The following is a 15638-nucleotide window of genomic DNA, read 5'->3' as shown; positions in this document are numbered from 1 at the left end:
TAGCCTTATTTTCAAAAAAAATCTCAGTTTTGACTCATGAAATGATTCAAATCAATCATTTCGTGAAAATTAAGCTATCATACAAGCAATAAGATATTTATTCTTTTTTTATCAATAATGCCCAACATAATGATCTAAAATAAACATCAATAAATTTTTGAATTGCTCCCAAAAAGCTTACAGATTATAAAAACATAATGATTTCATATTGCCCGCTTATCCAATAGGAGAACATCATGAAACTATTAGCAGGAGCTCTTATAATAAGCGCCGCACTATTCACCCAATTGGCTGATGCGAAAACATTAAAAATTGCGAGTGAAGGCACCTATCCTCCCTTCAGTTATATTGACTCAAATAATAAATTGCAGGGACTTGATATTGATATATCTTATGCACTTTGTAAAAAAATGAATGTTGAGTGTACTATTGTTACACAAGACTTCGAGGGAATGATCCCTGGACTTATTGCAAAAAAATATGATGCTATCATTGCTTCCCTCTCTCTCACACAAGAGCGTTTACAAAAAATTGACTTTACAGATCCTTACTACGATACAGCACTGGCTGTTATTGTTACCAAAGCTTCGGGAATTAAAGAAATCGCGACAAAAGACTTTAGAGGTAAAAATCTTGGTGTGCAATCAAATACAACACAAGCTTTCTATGCAGAAGATCATTATGCCTCTGAAGAGGTGAAAATAAAACTCTATCCTTCCACAATCGAAGTGAATCGTGATCTTTTAAATCATCGACTTGATGTGATTATTGTTGATAAATTACAAGCATTAAATTGGCTTAAAAATGAAGGAAAAGATTGCTGTTTCCTCCTAGGAACTCTAGAAGAAACAAGATTTCCTGTTGCAATTGCAGTCCGTCAAAATAATAATGATCTTAAAAATAAGCTCAATGAGGCGCTAAAAGAAATTCGTTTGGATGGAACTTATGAGAAAATTATGAGAAAATATTTTACAAGTGATGTTTATTGAATATCAATATGATATTTAAATGAAACCCGTTGGTTATTGCTAAAAAATATTATCTAACTCTTTCATGAGGAACACAAGAATGATTGAAAATTTAGCATTGCTATCATTTAGCAATGGGGGATGGGGAGCGGTTATACTTTCCAGTGCAGGAATGACATTGTCATTGGCGTTATGTTGTGGCCTTCTAGGATTTCCTCTAGGACTTCTCAATGCAGTAATGATTCGATCCAATATTAAGATAGCTAAAGCTCTAGCACGTCTCTTTTCAACGGTGTTTCGTGGATTACCAGAGCTTTTAACTCTGTTTTTAGTTTACTACGGATTACAAAGCCTTATTCAAAATTTATTTGACTATTTTAATTTTGAAATCATGTTCAGTATCAATGCTTTTGTTGCTGGTGTTCTTGCTCTTAGTATGGTTCTTGCAGCTTTTTCTTGTGAAGTTTGGCTTGGAGCATTTAATATTTTTGATAAAGGTCAATATGAAGCGGCTAAAGCTTTAGGTCTTTCGCGAACAACCACATTTTTTCGTATTGTCTTTCCTCAGCTCATCCGAAATGCCTTACCAGGACTTTCTAATAATTGGCTTACTTTACTGAAAGATACATCCCTTGTTTCTACAATCGCGCTTGTTGACCTCATGCGACAAACGAATTTAGCTGTCGCTGCTACCAATAAACCCATGCTATTTTATTTTATAGCATGCTTACTCTATTTGTTATTTTCAGCGTTTTTTGCTGCAATCTTACGCCATTTGGAAACATACACTCAAATAGGCTATAAAAAGGTGCTAGGTCAATGATTCCTGAGTGGCTTTATTTCCTTTTTAATCCTGATCTTTTAAGCCATTATGGACCAAAATTTATTAATGGCTTTATTATTACTGTTGAGCTTGTTTCTATTTCTTGTTCTCTAGGTCTTTTTTTGGGTATGATTATCGCTTTTGCACGTCTATCAAAGAATACATTTTTACAATATTTTGCAAATGCTTATGTCTATTTTTTCCGCGGCTCTCCTTTATTAGCTCAACTCTTTCTTTTTTATTATGGGCTTGGTTCAATGAACAGTTTTTGGCAACAGGTGGGGCTATGGTGGTTTTTTCAAAACGCGTGGTATTGTTGTCTTTTTATTTTTACACTCAATTCTGCTGCCTATCAATCTGAGATCTTTAAAGGAAGTTTTCTATCCGTAACAACTGGACAACGCGAAGCATCAAAAGCTTTAGGTTTAAGCAACTCTGTCACATTTTTTAGAGTTATTCTTCCACAAGCAATGATTGTAGCATTACGCCCCCTAGGAAATGAGTTGATTTTAATGATTAAATCCAGTGCTGTTGCCTCACTTATTACTGTTTATGATTTAATGGGGGTTGCTAAACTCGCTTATTCACGGACTTTCGATTTTCAAGTTTACGTTTGGGCTGCTCTTATCTATCTCTTTATCGTTGAACTCATTCATCGTTTTATTGTTTTTATCGAGCAGCGCCTCACTCGACATTTACGGTAAATAAAATGATCATAAAAAACTTTACCAAACCAAAATGTTGAATTAATCAAGTTCTTCATCAATGAAAGAATAAAATAAGATGAATTTGAAAAATAATAAATCGATCTCTCCCAGTAAAAAACCAGTGATCTCTATTCGAAATCTAAATAAATGGTATGGAAACTTTCAGGTCCTACATGATATCAACTTTAATGTTCAAGCTGGTGAACATATCGTTATTTGTGGACCATCCGGATCAGGAAAATCAACGTTAATTCGTTGTATTAATCAATTAGAACAAGCACAAAAAGGTTCAATCTGTATCCATAACGTTGATATCCATACTGCACCTATACAACAGCAAAAAAATGTTCTTCGTAAGATAGGAATGGTCTTTCAGAACTTTAATTTATTTCCCCACATGAGCGTTATACAAAATTGTATTTTAGCACCTATGACAGTTCAGGGCCTTTCCAAACAACAAGCAAAAGAACGGGCAATTCGTTACTTAACGCATGTTGGTATTGAAAAACACTGTGAAAAATATCCTTTACAACTTTCTGGTGGGCAACAACAACGTGTTGCGATTGCCCGTGCACTTTGTATGGAACCCGAAGTCATGCTTTTTGATGAACCAACCTCTGCTCTTGATCCAGAAAGTGTGGGAGAAGTTTTGGAAGTGATGGCTCGATTGGCCGATACAGGGATCACAATGCTTTGTGTTACCCATGAAATGGGCTTCGCACGTAAAGTCTCAGAAAGAATACTCTTTCTAGAAAATGGAAAAATTGTTGAAGATACAGCCTCTGAAGAATTTTTTACCAATCCTAAAAGCCAACGTGCTTGTAATTTTCTTGCTAAAATTAAATATTAATCATTAAAATATTGCTTTATTTATACAATTTTATTCCTGCTTTTTAAAAGAGTGATAATTGTTTGTGCGCCAACAACCCCCGATGGTACTTCAGTTTTCATTTTCTGTTCTACCATCTCAAAGGAATCAAGTTGTGCCTGTCGCAATAAAGGATTAGCCAAAAGTTGTTCTACCTGTCTTGCTAACATGCCAGGACGGATTAATTCATTCAAATATTCCGAAACAATAGGCTTATCAGAAATAATATTTGGAAGAGCAGCACTCCATAACATCATTTTAGGAAAAATAAATATTTTAGAAAAGAAATCAAGTTTATAGCAAAGAACCATAGGAACTTTTGCTAAGGCTAATTCAAGTGAAACAGTTCCATGTGCAGCAAGAGCAACATCTGCTTGTGCAAAAGCACGCCATTTTTCATCTTCACCAACTACAATTTCTATCTTGCTTTTCCAGCCCTGCACAAAGTCCCAGATTCTATCTACCAAATGAGGTAAGGTTGGTAAAATAATACGTAAATGAGGAATACGTTGTACAAGAATCTCTACTGTTTCTCGAAAAATAGGCATTAAGGAACGAATTTCTGAATTGCGTGATCCTGGCAAAATAACTAATGTAGGCGATAATGTTTGTGTATCGATCAAATTTCTGTGTTCTAATTGGCTTTTTTTTTCTGACTGAACTCTCAAAAGGGGAGGATATGTCAAAAGACGATGTCCAACATAAGTCGTGGCAGGGCCTCCCAAATCTTGCATAATCTTTTCTTCAAAAGGAAAAACCGCTAAAACATGATCAACAAATCCACACATAGCTTTCGCACGCTCTGGCCTCCATGCCCAAACGGTCGGTGCAATATATTTAATGATAGGAATAGAAGGCGCTAAAGCACGTACCTTTTTTGCAATACGATGCGTGAAATCAGGACTATCAATAATAATTAAACAATCAGGTTGTTCTTGTGCAATAAATTTGGATAAATTGCGAATATGTAGCAACAACAATGGTAGTTTTTTCAACACCTCCTTTAAACCTATTAAAGCAATATCATGGGAATCAAAAAAGCTTTTTAAGCCTAATGCCTTTAAATGGCTCCCCCCAACACCAATCAAATGAATATTGCATCCTATCTGTTGTGATAAACAAGAAATTAGATCGGCCCCAAGTAAATCACCAGATTCCTCACCTGAAACCACTGCAATCTTTAAGAAACAATTATTCATGACCAAACTTTTCAAATGTCTCTATAAATAAAGAATATTTGTTGGCTTTTTCTATTGTTGTTTTCACTGATAATATTAGACTTCTATTTGCCTCCACCGCAACACCAGATAAACCACTCTTTGCAATATTCATTATTGTCGCGGGCCCAATTGATGGCAAATCAACGCGATTATCCTGTTGTGGTTTTGCGCATTTTACAAGAATGCCACCTTTAAGGGGAATTTGCCCTCTTTCTCGCATTTCACAAATACGCCACAACATATTATCAGTTCCCTCAGCGCCCTCTAGAGCAACCACCCTTCCTTGGACAACGACAACGGCTTGCCCGATATCTAATTGACCTAAAAGCTTTGCTGCTTCTACTGCTAAAAAAATATCTTTTTTCTCTTTTGGAGTAGCGCGCCGTACTGTTAAATTAAATTCTATGGGAGCTAAAAGATCTGGGACTATTTCGTGAGCACCGATAACACAAAAACCGTGTGCTTCAATAACCCGTATAAAAGCTTTTAATAACGCATCGTCTCCCCTCTTCAAAGCTCCGATTAACTTAGGAAGAGCTAAAAATGTTGTCCAGTCCAGTCGCAATTGTTTAAGAAGTGGACGCTTTTTTACACCACCTGCCAAAACAACATTATATACACCAGCCTCTTTTAAAATTTTAACGAGTCGTGCTAACTCTACAATTGATAGCTCGCAATGCTCATAGCGATAAAGAACAGAATCTGCCTCACCATGCAAAAGCACAAGAAAAGGATTTTCTCCATTCTTCTCAAGAGTCTGCGCAACAGTAATCGGTAGAACACCATTTCCTGCTATAATAGCAGTACGGCCGGAAAGAAAACTTCTGGCTCCCCAAATAGGCATTTTTAATCCTTATGTTCTTTTATTCTAACACCTTCAAATTTTGGTGTACAATAAAAACGCTTTCCTTCTTCTTTAATAAAATTAACAACTTCAGAAACAGACTGAGAAGAAGAATAGAAAGAAGCAACATCACTGACACGCTCTTTAAATGGTTTGCTATGATCAAAAAGCATAGCAACCGCATGACGGAGTGCATGAATATCTTGACGCTCAAGTCCTGCACGCTTCATGCCAATAATATTGAGTCCAGCAAGTTTTGCCTGCACACCAACAGCTGTTCCATAAGGTATCAGATCACCAACCAGTGCAGATACGCCGCCGATAAATGCATGATGTCCAACACGAACAAATTGATGAACAGCAGCACCACCACCAATAATCACATAATCACCAATAGTAACATGACCAGCAATCATTGCGTTATTGGCAAATGTTACATGATTGCCTACATAACAATCGTGAGCGATATGTGCATAACAAAAAAATTGGCAATTATCACCAACAACTGTCATTCCTACACTCGAATCGGACCCCCTATGCATTGTTACACCTTCACGAATCGTACAATTCTTACCAATAAAAAGAGTTGTAGCCCCTCCTTTATGTTTATTATTTTGCGGATCTGCCCCCAAAACGGCATGAGAAAATACTTTACTCTTGGCTCCTAACGTTGTCTTTCCCATTATTACAACATGACTTGTCAAACTACATTCATCACCAATAACAGCCTCTGAACTAATATGGCAAAATGGTCCAACGCGTACATTCTCACCAAGCTGCGCTCCCTTCTCCACAAGAGCAGTTGGATGGATTTTCGTACCGGACATTTTTAAATTCCCATCAAATATCGTTTATGCTTCTTCGACAATCATTGCTGCAATTTCTGCTTCAGCGACGCGGACATCTTCTACTTTTGCAACACATGAAAAACGTCTCATACCAGATCTTTTTTTCAAAAGCTGAACATGAATCTTGAGCTGATCACCAGGCATAACCGGCTTACGAAATTTCGCATTATCAACCGTCATAAGGTAAACTAAATTTGTTTGCTTATTGCCTAAATTTAAAAGTGCTATTGCTCCTGCCGTTTGTGCCATAGCTTCTAAAATCAAAACTCCAGGCATAACAGGCTTTGAGGGAAAATGTCCCGTAAAATGTGGCTCGTTAATCGTTATATTTTTAATACCAATCGCTTCTTGTTCACCATCAATATCAACGATACGATCAATTAATAAAAATGGATAACGGTGCGGTAATATTGATAATAGCTTTTCAATATCGACAGCCTCTAAGTTTTTAGTTTTTTCACTGCTGATCATATCAGCGTTTCTCCTTTTTAACTTTTCCCATACTGCGCAACGCCGCTACTTCACGAAACCATTGTTTAAATGGTCGCGCTGGACTACCTCCCCATTTTTCGCCATCCGGAATGTCATTCATAACACCACTACGAGCAGCAATCTGAACAGATTTACCTATTATGATGTGATCAGCTACTCCCACACTTCCGCCAAGCTGAGACATATCCCCTATAGATGTACTTCCCGCAATGCCACATTGAGCGGCAATAAGACAATAGCGGCCAATTTTTACATTGTGGGCAATTTGTACAAGATTATCAATCTTGCTTCCTTCACCAATAACAGTATCTTGAAATGTTCCACGATCAATTGTCGTGTTCGCACCAACTTCTACACCATCCTCAATAATAACGCGACCAAGCTGTGGAATTTTCTCGATTCCAGAAACGCCCCCAACATAACCAAAACCATCTTGCCCAATGCAAACACCAGGGTAAAGCTGAACCTTATCACCTATTATAGAACACTGAACTGTTACCTTAGGAGCAATATAGCAGTCACATCCAATACGGCAATTTTCACCGATAACAGCTGTGGATGAAATAAGAGTTCCTGCACCAATCTCAACATTTTTACCAATAACAGCTCCCGCTTCAATACACACATCATGTGCCAACTTAGCCGTTGGATGAATATGCGCATGCGATGAAATCCCCTTCTGCCCCAACCAAGGCATTGGCTTGACAGAATCTGGAAACAAAATACGACCAATCTGAGCAAAGTCACGCTGTGGTGTGGATGTCACCAAAATTGCCATAGTTTCGGGAACTTTAAAAACAATCTCATTCGTACACAAAACAGCAACAGCAGAACTGTCCAGTAAAGCATCAGAAAACTTCCGATGCTCTACAAAAACAAGCGAACCTTCCACAGCACTCTCAAGTGAAGAAAGAGTATTGATAACTTTATGAGAAAACTCTGGATTAAGAAGCTTTGCACCCGTCAACTCAGCAGCATTTGCAACTGTCAATCGTCGGGACGGCGTAAAAAAAAATGTATCCGCCATCAAAACACTTTCTCTCCCAGCTTAAGCTATTCTCTTCAAGTTTTTCCTTCTTAAAATCGCTCAAATCAGAACTTCGTAGAAATACCAAAGTTCAATTGTTGCACACGATCACCTTCCTGTTTCGTTATTGGCCAAGCATAATCAAAACGCAAAGGACCAAACGGAGAATCCCACATCAAACTCACACCTGCAGATGAACGCCAAGCACTTTTGGTATTGGTAACAGACGGTTCACCCTTAAAAACGGCTTTATAATTATTGCCATAAAGCGTGGCAATATCCGCAAATAAAGCACCGCGCAACCCAAATCCCTCAGGCACGACAGGGATAGGGAACTGTACTTCAGCAGTCGCATTCATATATGTCGTTCCCCCCAAGAAATAAACCTCACCCTTACTGGAAACCTGACGCGGACCTATTCCATTATATTTGAACCCTCGAATCATATCAGAATTTACTTTAAACATATCGAAAATACGAACACCATCTCGGCCCATTCCGTGGATATAACCACCCCCAAAGGAAAGCAAACCAACGATATCCTTCTGGTCAGAAAGAGTCTTGTACATCATCGCCTTACCCGTGGTCTTCAAGAACTTTGCACTCCCACCAAGCCCTGCATATTCCTGAAGCAGATGCACGTACCACCCATCATGGGGGGATCTCATATCATCAATCGTATTATAGGTGAAACCATAACTAATTGATGAACGTTTCCAAGGGCTGTGTTTTGCAGCTTGAACAATCGCACCAGAATATTTCCCATATAATTCTATTATGTCACTCTCTTTGTCAAAATCATACTCTCCGCCAAAATCATATTCTTCCTGCACATAAGAATAAGCTACATTAGCAGATAATTGATTATTAATAGGTAACGAAAACCGCAGAGATCCACCTGTCTGCCGTACATCATAGGCTTTATCAGCACGATAAGTACTACGAAAAACATCAACACCAGCAGATAAACGATACCCTAAGAAATAAGGATCAACAAATGATAAATTATAATTACGAGATTTTTCTTGCCCCGCACCTAATCCTAAACGAACATATTGACCACGTCCCCCAAGATTACGTTCAGTAACAGAAACTTCAAGTGACATACCAGGACTTGTTCCCCCTGTTGTATACCCTCCAGAAAGAGAGAGATCTCCTGTTGAAGCTTCAACGACATCTATTACCAAAACAACTTGGTCAGATTGATCTGTAGGAACCATTGAAATATTAACGGCTTTGAAGAAACCTAAACTTTCTAGACGACGTTTTGCCCGCTGTAATAAAGTTTGATTGTAAGCATCTCCTTCGTTTAAATCAATCTCACGGCGAATGACGTAATCACGCGTTTTCTCATTGCCACGTATATCAATACGTTGAATATAAGCACGTGTACCCCGTTCAATATTATATAAAATTGAAATTGTATGATTTGCTAAATTACGATTTCCCCGCGGTTCAACTTTAGCAAAAGCATATCCCGAATCAGCAACTTTGTTATTAATAGTTGCAACAGACTGTTCAATATCTTCTGCACTATAAACATTACCTGGCTGGGTTTTAAGCATCCTTTTCACAGATTGAACGTCAATTCCATCAACATCACTTTCAACCTGAATATCGCTAATTTTATAGAGCGCACCCTCATCAAGAACGAAAGAAATTTTATACGTATTGCTTGCTGCATCAAAAGTTGCTTTAGAAGAGACTACACGAAAATCTGCATAACCACGGTTATAATAAAAGCGACGTAAAGCTTCTTCATCAACAGCGAGGCGCTCTTCACTGTAAACATCACCTCCCAACAACTTCGAAAAAATTCCTGAAGTTTTTGTTGAAATCACATCACGCAAACGACGACTTCCAAAGACATTATTTCCCTTAAAAGTGATATCACCAATCTTTGTTTTTTTCCCTTCAACGACATTAAATACCACATTAACCCGCCCTTTTCCAAGGTTAATCGTTTGAACGTTAACAGTGATATTATTACGACCAAGAGTTTTATAAGCCTCACGAATTGTATTTATATCAGCAGAAAGCTTAGCAGAATTAAAAGGCTCATTCGGTTTTAAAGAAATAAACCGCTTAAGATCTGGGTCTTTAAAAGATTTATTTCCTTGAAACAATATTTGATTGACAACCTCATATTCTTTTACGAATACAACTAATTTATCACCCACCGGATTTATTTTAACATCATAAAATAAACCCAATTCGAAAAGATTCTTCACAGCACTATCAACATCACCACTGGAAACACCTTGCCCAACCTTAATCCCCATATTGTCTCGAATCGCCTGAGAACTTACAAACTTATTCCCACGAACCTCAATAGAGCGGACTACAGACGCTTGTATTTCTCCGACCGCAGCAATTGACATAAAAACCGTTGCTGGGGCAATCATCCCCATCTTTAACACCAATACAGATGCTGCATTTAAAAACTTTGAATTCGTAGTCATTGGCTTTTTTACCTTACTCTCGTTCCTTGGACATGATGCCTTAAAAGCTAACTGCCATAACAACCTTTTTACAGCGAGACTTTTCATTCCTTAATTACTCATTATAATGTACAACGCCACAACATTTTGTAGACATGGTAAACAACCTTCAATTTGTTTTTGCTATTATTACTTAATTTATAAAGCGTTTTCCATAATTTAATTAGCTAAACCAACAAAAATAATCATTAAAAAAGACAAAGATCATAAAAAGGAGAAGAATGAAAAAACCTAAACGAAAAACGATTCCCTGAATTTTAGCAGATATTTTCCTCCCAGTAATGACCTCAATGACATGCAATAAAAGATGCCCACCGTCAAGCGGTAGAATCGGAAAAAGGTTAATAAGCCCAACACTTATTGAAAGAAAAGCTGCCAAATTCAACAAAGAGATAAAACCTGTCTCGCTCACTTTCCAAGCAATTTTAACGGTTTTAGAAGGTCCACTTAGCCGACAACGATCCTCTTTGCCTCCTATTAAACGACTCATAAAAAGAACGGTTTGAGTGGCGATAAACACAGTACGGTCTGACGCTTTTCTTACAGCTGTTACAAAACCATAGCGAATATGTTTTATATAAGTTGGATCTAAACGTGCAGGATTATTTAAATCAACAGGAACACCTACACCTATCATAGCACTTCGTGTTCGATTACCAAATCCATCATCTCGCTCAACGACTTTCGGGGTAATCATCGTTGTAAAGACTCGCCCCATGCGTTCTATTTTAAACTCTATGGGTTCTCTTCCGTGAAAAGCTACATAATTCATCAAATCTTCAAAGCTTTCAACCCGTCGTCCATCCATTTCAACAAAACGATCACCTAATTCCAAACCGGATTGAAGAGCAGGGCTATCTTTTACCAAAGAACCAACAACGGGCTCAATGGCTACACGACCATAGATAAAGAAAAAAAATGTTAGAATAACAACAGTAAAAAGGGCATTAAAGAAAGGACCGGCAAAAACAGTTGCTGCTTTTTTCCAAGCATGCGCACTAACAAATGAACCATCAACAATCAGAGATGATTGGGATGATTCCGTATCGATTTTTTCCTCATCCCCAACAAATTTTACATAACCTCCTAAGGGGATAAGTGCTAAACGCCACTTCGTGCCATGCTTATCTGTATAACTCGCTATTTCTGGTCCAAATCCAAGCGAAAAAATTAACGCCTTAATACCACACCACCGACCAATGAGATAGTGCCCAAATTCGTGCACAAAAATGATAATCATAATGATGAAAAGAATACTCAAACTTCTTAAAAGAAAATCACCGATAGTGACGATATGATTTAAAAGTTCCAAACTATCTTCTCCCAATTAGATCATACTAAAAAGATTAAAAGGCGCATCCATATCAGACATAAATGAACCAATTAAATAAAGAAGAAAAGCTGCCCCTACCAATCCATCTATACGATCCATAAAACCACCATGTCCAGGCAATAAAGAACTAGAATCTTTAACAGAAAACCGTCTTTTGAGCCATGATTGCCCTAAATCACTCAATTGTGAAACAATTGACAAAACAAGTGTAAGGAGTGGCACAAAAAAACTGGCTAAATTTATATCAAAAAATCCAAAAGCGACCCATATACCACCGAAAACTCCGACAAATGTACCACCAAGTGCTCCTGACCATGTTTTATTAGGAGAAAATTGTGGTGCTAATTTAGGCCCCCCTAATGCACGTCCGATAAAATAGCCACCAATATCTGTTCCCCACACTATCGTAAATAAGAAAATAACAACTTGGAACCCCAACATTTCATGATCCCGTAGAAAGCATAAAGCAACAACAGGAAAAGATGCATATAAAAAACCAGAAAAAACCCAACCACTCTTTTTTATAGATATAATAGCTAACACTGTAGCTAAAATGATTAAAACACAAAAAATCAATGAAGCAGATACACTCAATACTAAAAAAAAGCCAAAAATTAAATAAAAGATACTTGCTAATATTTTTTGTAAAATACACCATTTCTCTTTAGTAATACTCACCCACTCATAAAGAACAAAACCGCCAATACACCATACAAATAAAAAAAAGAAGTTTCCTCCCAACCATGTTAGATACAACGCAATAATGCCAAAAACAAAAGCTGTCAGAATACGATAAACCAAATTAGACAAAACAACATCCAAACAATAAAAATAGAAAATACAAGCTCTAAAATTAACGCAAGAAAAACTCCCCTACGCAGTATTTTTATCTCATACCTGTATAATTTCTCTTATAATTTATCATAAATAATTCAATCTACTAAGATAGCGCTTATGAGACTAATAATCAATGAAAACAGCTTCAAAAATCTTCGTCAAAATTATAAAATATTTTTTATAATATTTTCTCAAATATAAAATGAAAAAGCAGTTACCTCTGCCCCACACAAATTAACTAATATAGGTTTCGTATAAAAACACTTTTCTATCAACTATTCGTCATTAAAAAACGAATTACGCCACATAACATCTGCTTGATCGATTATACTTACCATGTTTTATAATGAGAAATAAGAGAACGGTTAGGCTTGTTTTTTTACATTATATTCTTTCCCCAACCTTCATCTTAGAATATTTGAATAATTTCTAACAATGCTTTCATTATGCATTTTAACAAAGACGTGCTCAACTAAAAAACCACACCATGCTGTTAAATAGTATCTCCCAGCAAAGGGCATGATTTACCACGCAGACTAAAAAATAAAAACATCTGCCCTTTCAAATCAGTCTCTCCCATATCAAAATGATAGAATACCTTCCTGCATCACACCTTGCTACCACAGAGCACACCACTCCCTACAATTTCCCTAGAAACAATTTACAGGCTGGGAGTAAACATCCTTTTTCTAGTGACAAAATCGTCTTAAACGTGCATAATTTCAGATTCTTTTACGGCTAAAATTTTATCAATATCAGCAATAGTTTCATCTGTGAGTTTTTGAACTTTTTCAGACAAACTATGGGCTTCATCTTGTCCAATTTCACCATCTTTTTCTAACTTTTTCAAATTGTCCAGACCATCCCGACGAACATGACGTGTAGCAACACGCGCTTGCTCTGCATAGTGATGCGCAATTTTTACAAGTTCTTTACGGCGCTCTTCATTCAATTCAGGCAAAGGAATACGTAGATTCGTACCATCAGTTATGGGATTTAAACCAAGACCAGAATCGCGAATAGCGCGCTCTACAGCTCCGACCATCGTTTTATCCCATACAGAAACAGAAAGCATCCGAGGTTCAGGAACAGAAATATTAGCAACCTGATTTATATGCACAACAGAACCATAAGATTCAACGGTCAACGGCTCTAATAAACTGGCCGATGCACGTCCAGTCCGTAAACCACCTAATTCATGTTTAAAAGCCGTAATGGCACCATCCATGCGACGTTTCAGATCATCCATAATCGATGTAACATTCATATTTCTGTCTCCTTCAATTGTCCTTTGAAGCTTACCCTTATTCCGATACTATTGTAAAGCGTCCTGTTCCATTCAAGACCTTAGCCAAACCGCCTTTTTCATGAATGGAGTACACAATAATCGGTACATTGTTCTCACGTGCTAAAGTGACCGCCGTTGAATCCATAACAGATAATCCCCATTGCAAAACTTCAACATGTGTTAATTGGTCAAAACGCTTAGCCGTAGGGTCTATTTTGGGATCTGCTGAATAAATACCATCAACTTGTGTTCCTTTAAGAAGGACATCTGCACCAATTTCTGCTGCACGTAAAGTAGCAGCAGAATCAGTGGTAAAAAATGGATTTCCTGTACCACCTGCAAAAATAACAACTTTTCCCTGATTCATATAAGCTATTGCTTTACGTTGCGAGAAACTTTCACAAATTTGTGGCATAGCAATCGCAGAGAGTACAACAGTTTCAACCCCTAATTTTGTCAAAGATGTTCGCAATGCTAAAGAGTTAATAGCAGTTGCAAGCATTCCCATATGATCACCTGTCACTCGGTCCCCACCATGCGAAGCAACAGCAACGCCACGAAAAATATTTCCCCCACCGATAACAACCGCAACTTCTATCCCCATTGTGCGCACTTCTGCAATATCAGCGGCAATACGGTCTACAACAGAAACATCAATGCCAAAATTCTGCCCTCCCATAAGAGCTTCACCAGAAGCCTTTAAAAGAATACGTTTATACGGAAGTGCTAATGCCATTAATAATCTCCCCAAAAGCCCATTTACTTTTTGCTTTTGACATCACGAAGGGCACCACTTTTTTCACGTGACGCCCTCTCAACAATTACATTATTCCCCTCAGAGATTCTACAACCAATGATATGACTTTAAATCTCTGATCAAGAGTTTGCAATAACTAGCCTTTTACAGCAGCAGCAACCTCTGCAGCAAAATCAGACTCCTCTTTTTCCACACCTTCACCTAATGCAAAACGAATAAAGCCTGTAATTTTTGCTGGAGCACCAATTGATTTCTCAGCATCCTTTAAAGCGGCCTCAATAGTTATATCAGGATTCATAACAAAAGCTTGAGAAAGCAAAACAACCTCTTCAAAAAACTTACGCATACGTCCTTCTACCATTTTTTCAATGATATTTTCAGGTTTTCCAGACTGACGCGCTTGATCTGAAAAAATTGCTTTTTCTCGCTCAACAGCAGCAGCATCAACATCTTGTGCTGTAAGTGCTAATGGATTGGTTGCCGCAATATGCATCGCGACCTGCCGACCAAAAGCAAGAGCAGCCTCTTTATTTCCTGTTGTTTCAATCGCAACCAAAACACCAAGTTTTCCAAGCCCATCAGCCACACTATTGTGTATATAAGTCGCAACAACACCATTCTCAACAGACAATTTAGCGGAACGACGAAATGTCATATTTTCGCCAATTGTACCAATTGCATCTTTAATCGTAAGCTCTACAGTCTTCTCAGAACCTGGATAAAGAGAAACAGAAACAGATTCAACATCCCCTGGCGTATCTAAGGCAGCAGTTGCTACTTTACGCACGATGTCTTGGAATCCATCATTGCGCGCAACAAAATCTGTTTCAGAATTAATCTCAACCAAAACTGCATGTGAATCTTTTGATACGACTCCGATTAATCCCTCAGCTGCTGTACGACCAGCCTTTTTATCTGCTTTAGCTATTCCTTTTTTACGAAGCCAATCAACAGCAGCTTCCATATCACCATTGGTCTCTGCTAGGGCGGCTTTACAGTCCATCATACCAGCGCCAGATAGTTCTCGAAGTTCTTTTACTTGTGCAGCAGTAATGCTCATATTTGCCTCTTTATTTTATAACAGTGAAAGCGTGCAAAATCCCTCTGCACGCCTATAACTTCTTC

At 37.7% G+C, this 15638-nt stretch carries 15 protein-coding genes; 4 read left to right on the top strand and 11 right to left on the bottom strand.

Features of this window, described 5'->3' with window-relative positions; all coding sequences use genetic code 11:
• The first annotated feature begins 236 nt into the window (after positions 1 to 236).
• The 4 genes from ACFINI_RS06070 (at position 237) to ACFINI_RS06055 (ending at position 3348) form a co-directional block, all read left to right on the top strand.
• Positions 237 to 989 carry a transporter substrate-binding domain-containing protein gene (locus ACFINI_RS06070; protein WP_375646807.1) on the top strand — a complete coding sequence of 251 codons (753 nt, stop codon included), beginning with the start codon at positions 237 to 239 and terminating at the stop codon, positions 987 to 989.
• Positions 990 to 1068: 79 nt separating this feature from the next.
• Positions 1069 to 1791 carry an ABC transporter permease gene (locus ACFINI_RS06065; protein WP_375646803.1) on the top strand — a complete coding sequence of 241 codons (723 nt, stop codon included), beginning with the start codon at positions 1069 to 1071 and terminating at the stop codon, positions 1789 to 1791.
• A complete protein-coding gene (locus ACFINI_RS06060) occupies positions 1788 to 2495 on the top strand; it encodes an ABC transporter permease (protein ID WP_375620788.1) in 708 nt (235 codons plus the stop codon). Before ACFINI_RS06065 ends, ACFINI_RS06060 begins: the two co-directional genes overlap by 4 nt.
• A gap of 79 nt (positions 2496 to 2574) precedes the next feature.
• Positions 2575 to 3348, top strand: a complete 774-nt coding sequence (locus tag ACFINI_RS06055) for an amino acid ABC transporter ATP-binding protein (protein ID WP_375620787.1) — start codon at positions 2575 to 2577, stop codon at positions 3346 to 3348.
• A 20-nt stretch (positions 3349 to 3368) separates the two neighbouring features.
• Here ACFINI_RS06055 and lpxB read toward each other — a convergent pair whose 3' ends face one another.
• From lpxB to tsf, 11 genes are all read right to left on the bottom strand, one after another.
• Positions 3369 to 4565: a lipid-A-disaccharide synthase gene (gene lpxB, locus ACFINI_RS06050; protein ID WP_375640927.1), complete on the bottom strand. Its 1197-nt coding sequence runs from the start codon at positions 4563 to 4565 to the stop codon at positions 3369 to 3371.
• Complete coding sequence (locus tag ACFINI_RS06045; RefSeq protein WP_375612129.1) at positions 4558 to 5430, bottom strand: LpxI family protein; 873 nt, start codon at positions 5428 to 5430, stop codon at positions 4558 to 4560. The genes lpxB and ACFINI_RS06045 overlap by 8 nt, the downstream gene beginning before the upstream one ends.
• A 2-nt stretch (positions 5431 to 5432) precedes the next feature.
• On the bottom strand, positions 5433 to 6257 hold the full coding sequence (gene lpxA, locus ACFINI_RS06040) for an acyl-ACP--UDP-N-acetylglucosamine O-acyltransferase (protein ID WP_375609506.1): 825 nt from the start codon (positions 6255 to 6257) through the stop codon (positions 5433 to 5435).
• 24 nt (positions 6258 to 6281) lie between these two features.
• The gene (gene fabZ / locus ACFINI_RS06035; protein ID WP_375646798.1) at positions 6282 to 6749 is read right to left on the bottom strand and encodes a 3-hydroxyacyl-ACP dehydratase FabZ; all 468 of its coding nucleotides are present in this window, start codon (positions 6747 to 6749) and stop codon (positions 6282 to 6284) included.
• A gap of 1 nt (position 6750) precedes the next feature.
• Positions 6751 to 7797, bottom strand: coding sequence for a UDP-3-O-(3-hydroxymyristoyl)glucosamine N-acyltransferase (gene lpxD / locus ACFINI_RS06030; protein WP_375612127.1), 1047 nt, complete (start codon positions 7795 to 7797; stop codon positions 6751 to 6753).
• A 65-nt stretch (positions 7798 to 7862) separates the two neighbouring features.
• Positions 7863 to 10259, bottom strand: coding sequence for an outer membrane protein assembly factor BamA (gene bamA, locus ACFINI_RS06025; RefSeq protein WP_375612126.1), 2397 nt, complete (start codon positions 10257 to 10259; stop codon positions 7863 to 7865).
• 202 nt (positions 10260 to 10461) lie between these two features.
• Positions 10462 to 11610 (bottom strand): RIP metalloprotease, encoded by a 1149-nt coding sequence (locus ACFINI_RS06020; protein ID WP_375612125.1) that lies wholly within the window; start codon positions 11608 to 11610, stop codon positions 10462 to 10464.
• Positions 11611 to 11625: 15 nt separating this feature from the next.
• Positions 11626 to 12441 carry a phosphatidate cytidylyltransferase gene (locus tag ACFINI_RS06015; protein ID WP_375646794.1) on the bottom strand — a complete coding sequence of 272 codons (816 nt, stop codon included), beginning with the start codon at positions 12439 to 12441 and terminating at the stop codon, positions 11626 to 11628.
• A gap of 733 nt (positions 12442 to 13174) precedes the next feature.
• On the bottom strand, positions 13175 to 13735 hold the full coding sequence (gene frr / locus ACFINI_RS06010; RefSeq protein WP_273790667.1) for a ribosome recycling factor: 561 nt from the start codon (positions 13733 to 13735) through the stop codon (positions 13175 to 13177).
• A 37-nt stretch (positions 13736 to 13772) separates the two neighbouring features.
• Complete coding sequence (gene pyrH / locus ACFINI_RS06005) at positions 13773 to 14492, bottom strand: UMP kinase (protein ID WP_273790666.1); 720 nt, start codon at positions 14490 to 14492, stop codon at positions 13773 to 13775.
• 157 nt (positions 14493 to 14649) lie between these two features.
• A complete protein-coding gene (gene tsf, locus ACFINI_RS06000; protein WP_375646790.1) occupies positions 14650 to 15573 on the bottom strand; it encodes a translation elongation factor Ts in 924 nt (307 codons plus the stop codon).
• Between the last annotated feature and the right edge of the window lie 65 nt (positions 15574 to 15638).

Origin of the sequence: Bartonella sp. AA56HLJMS (assembly GCF_042197145.1) — a bacterium.
Taxonomy (GTDB): domain Bacteria; phylum Pseudomonadota; class Alphaproteobacteria; order Rhizobiales; family Rhizobiaceae; genus Bartonella.
The sequence above is the reverse complement of the archived record's forward strand: the minus strand, read 5'-3'. Positions and strand labels throughout refer to the sequence as shown.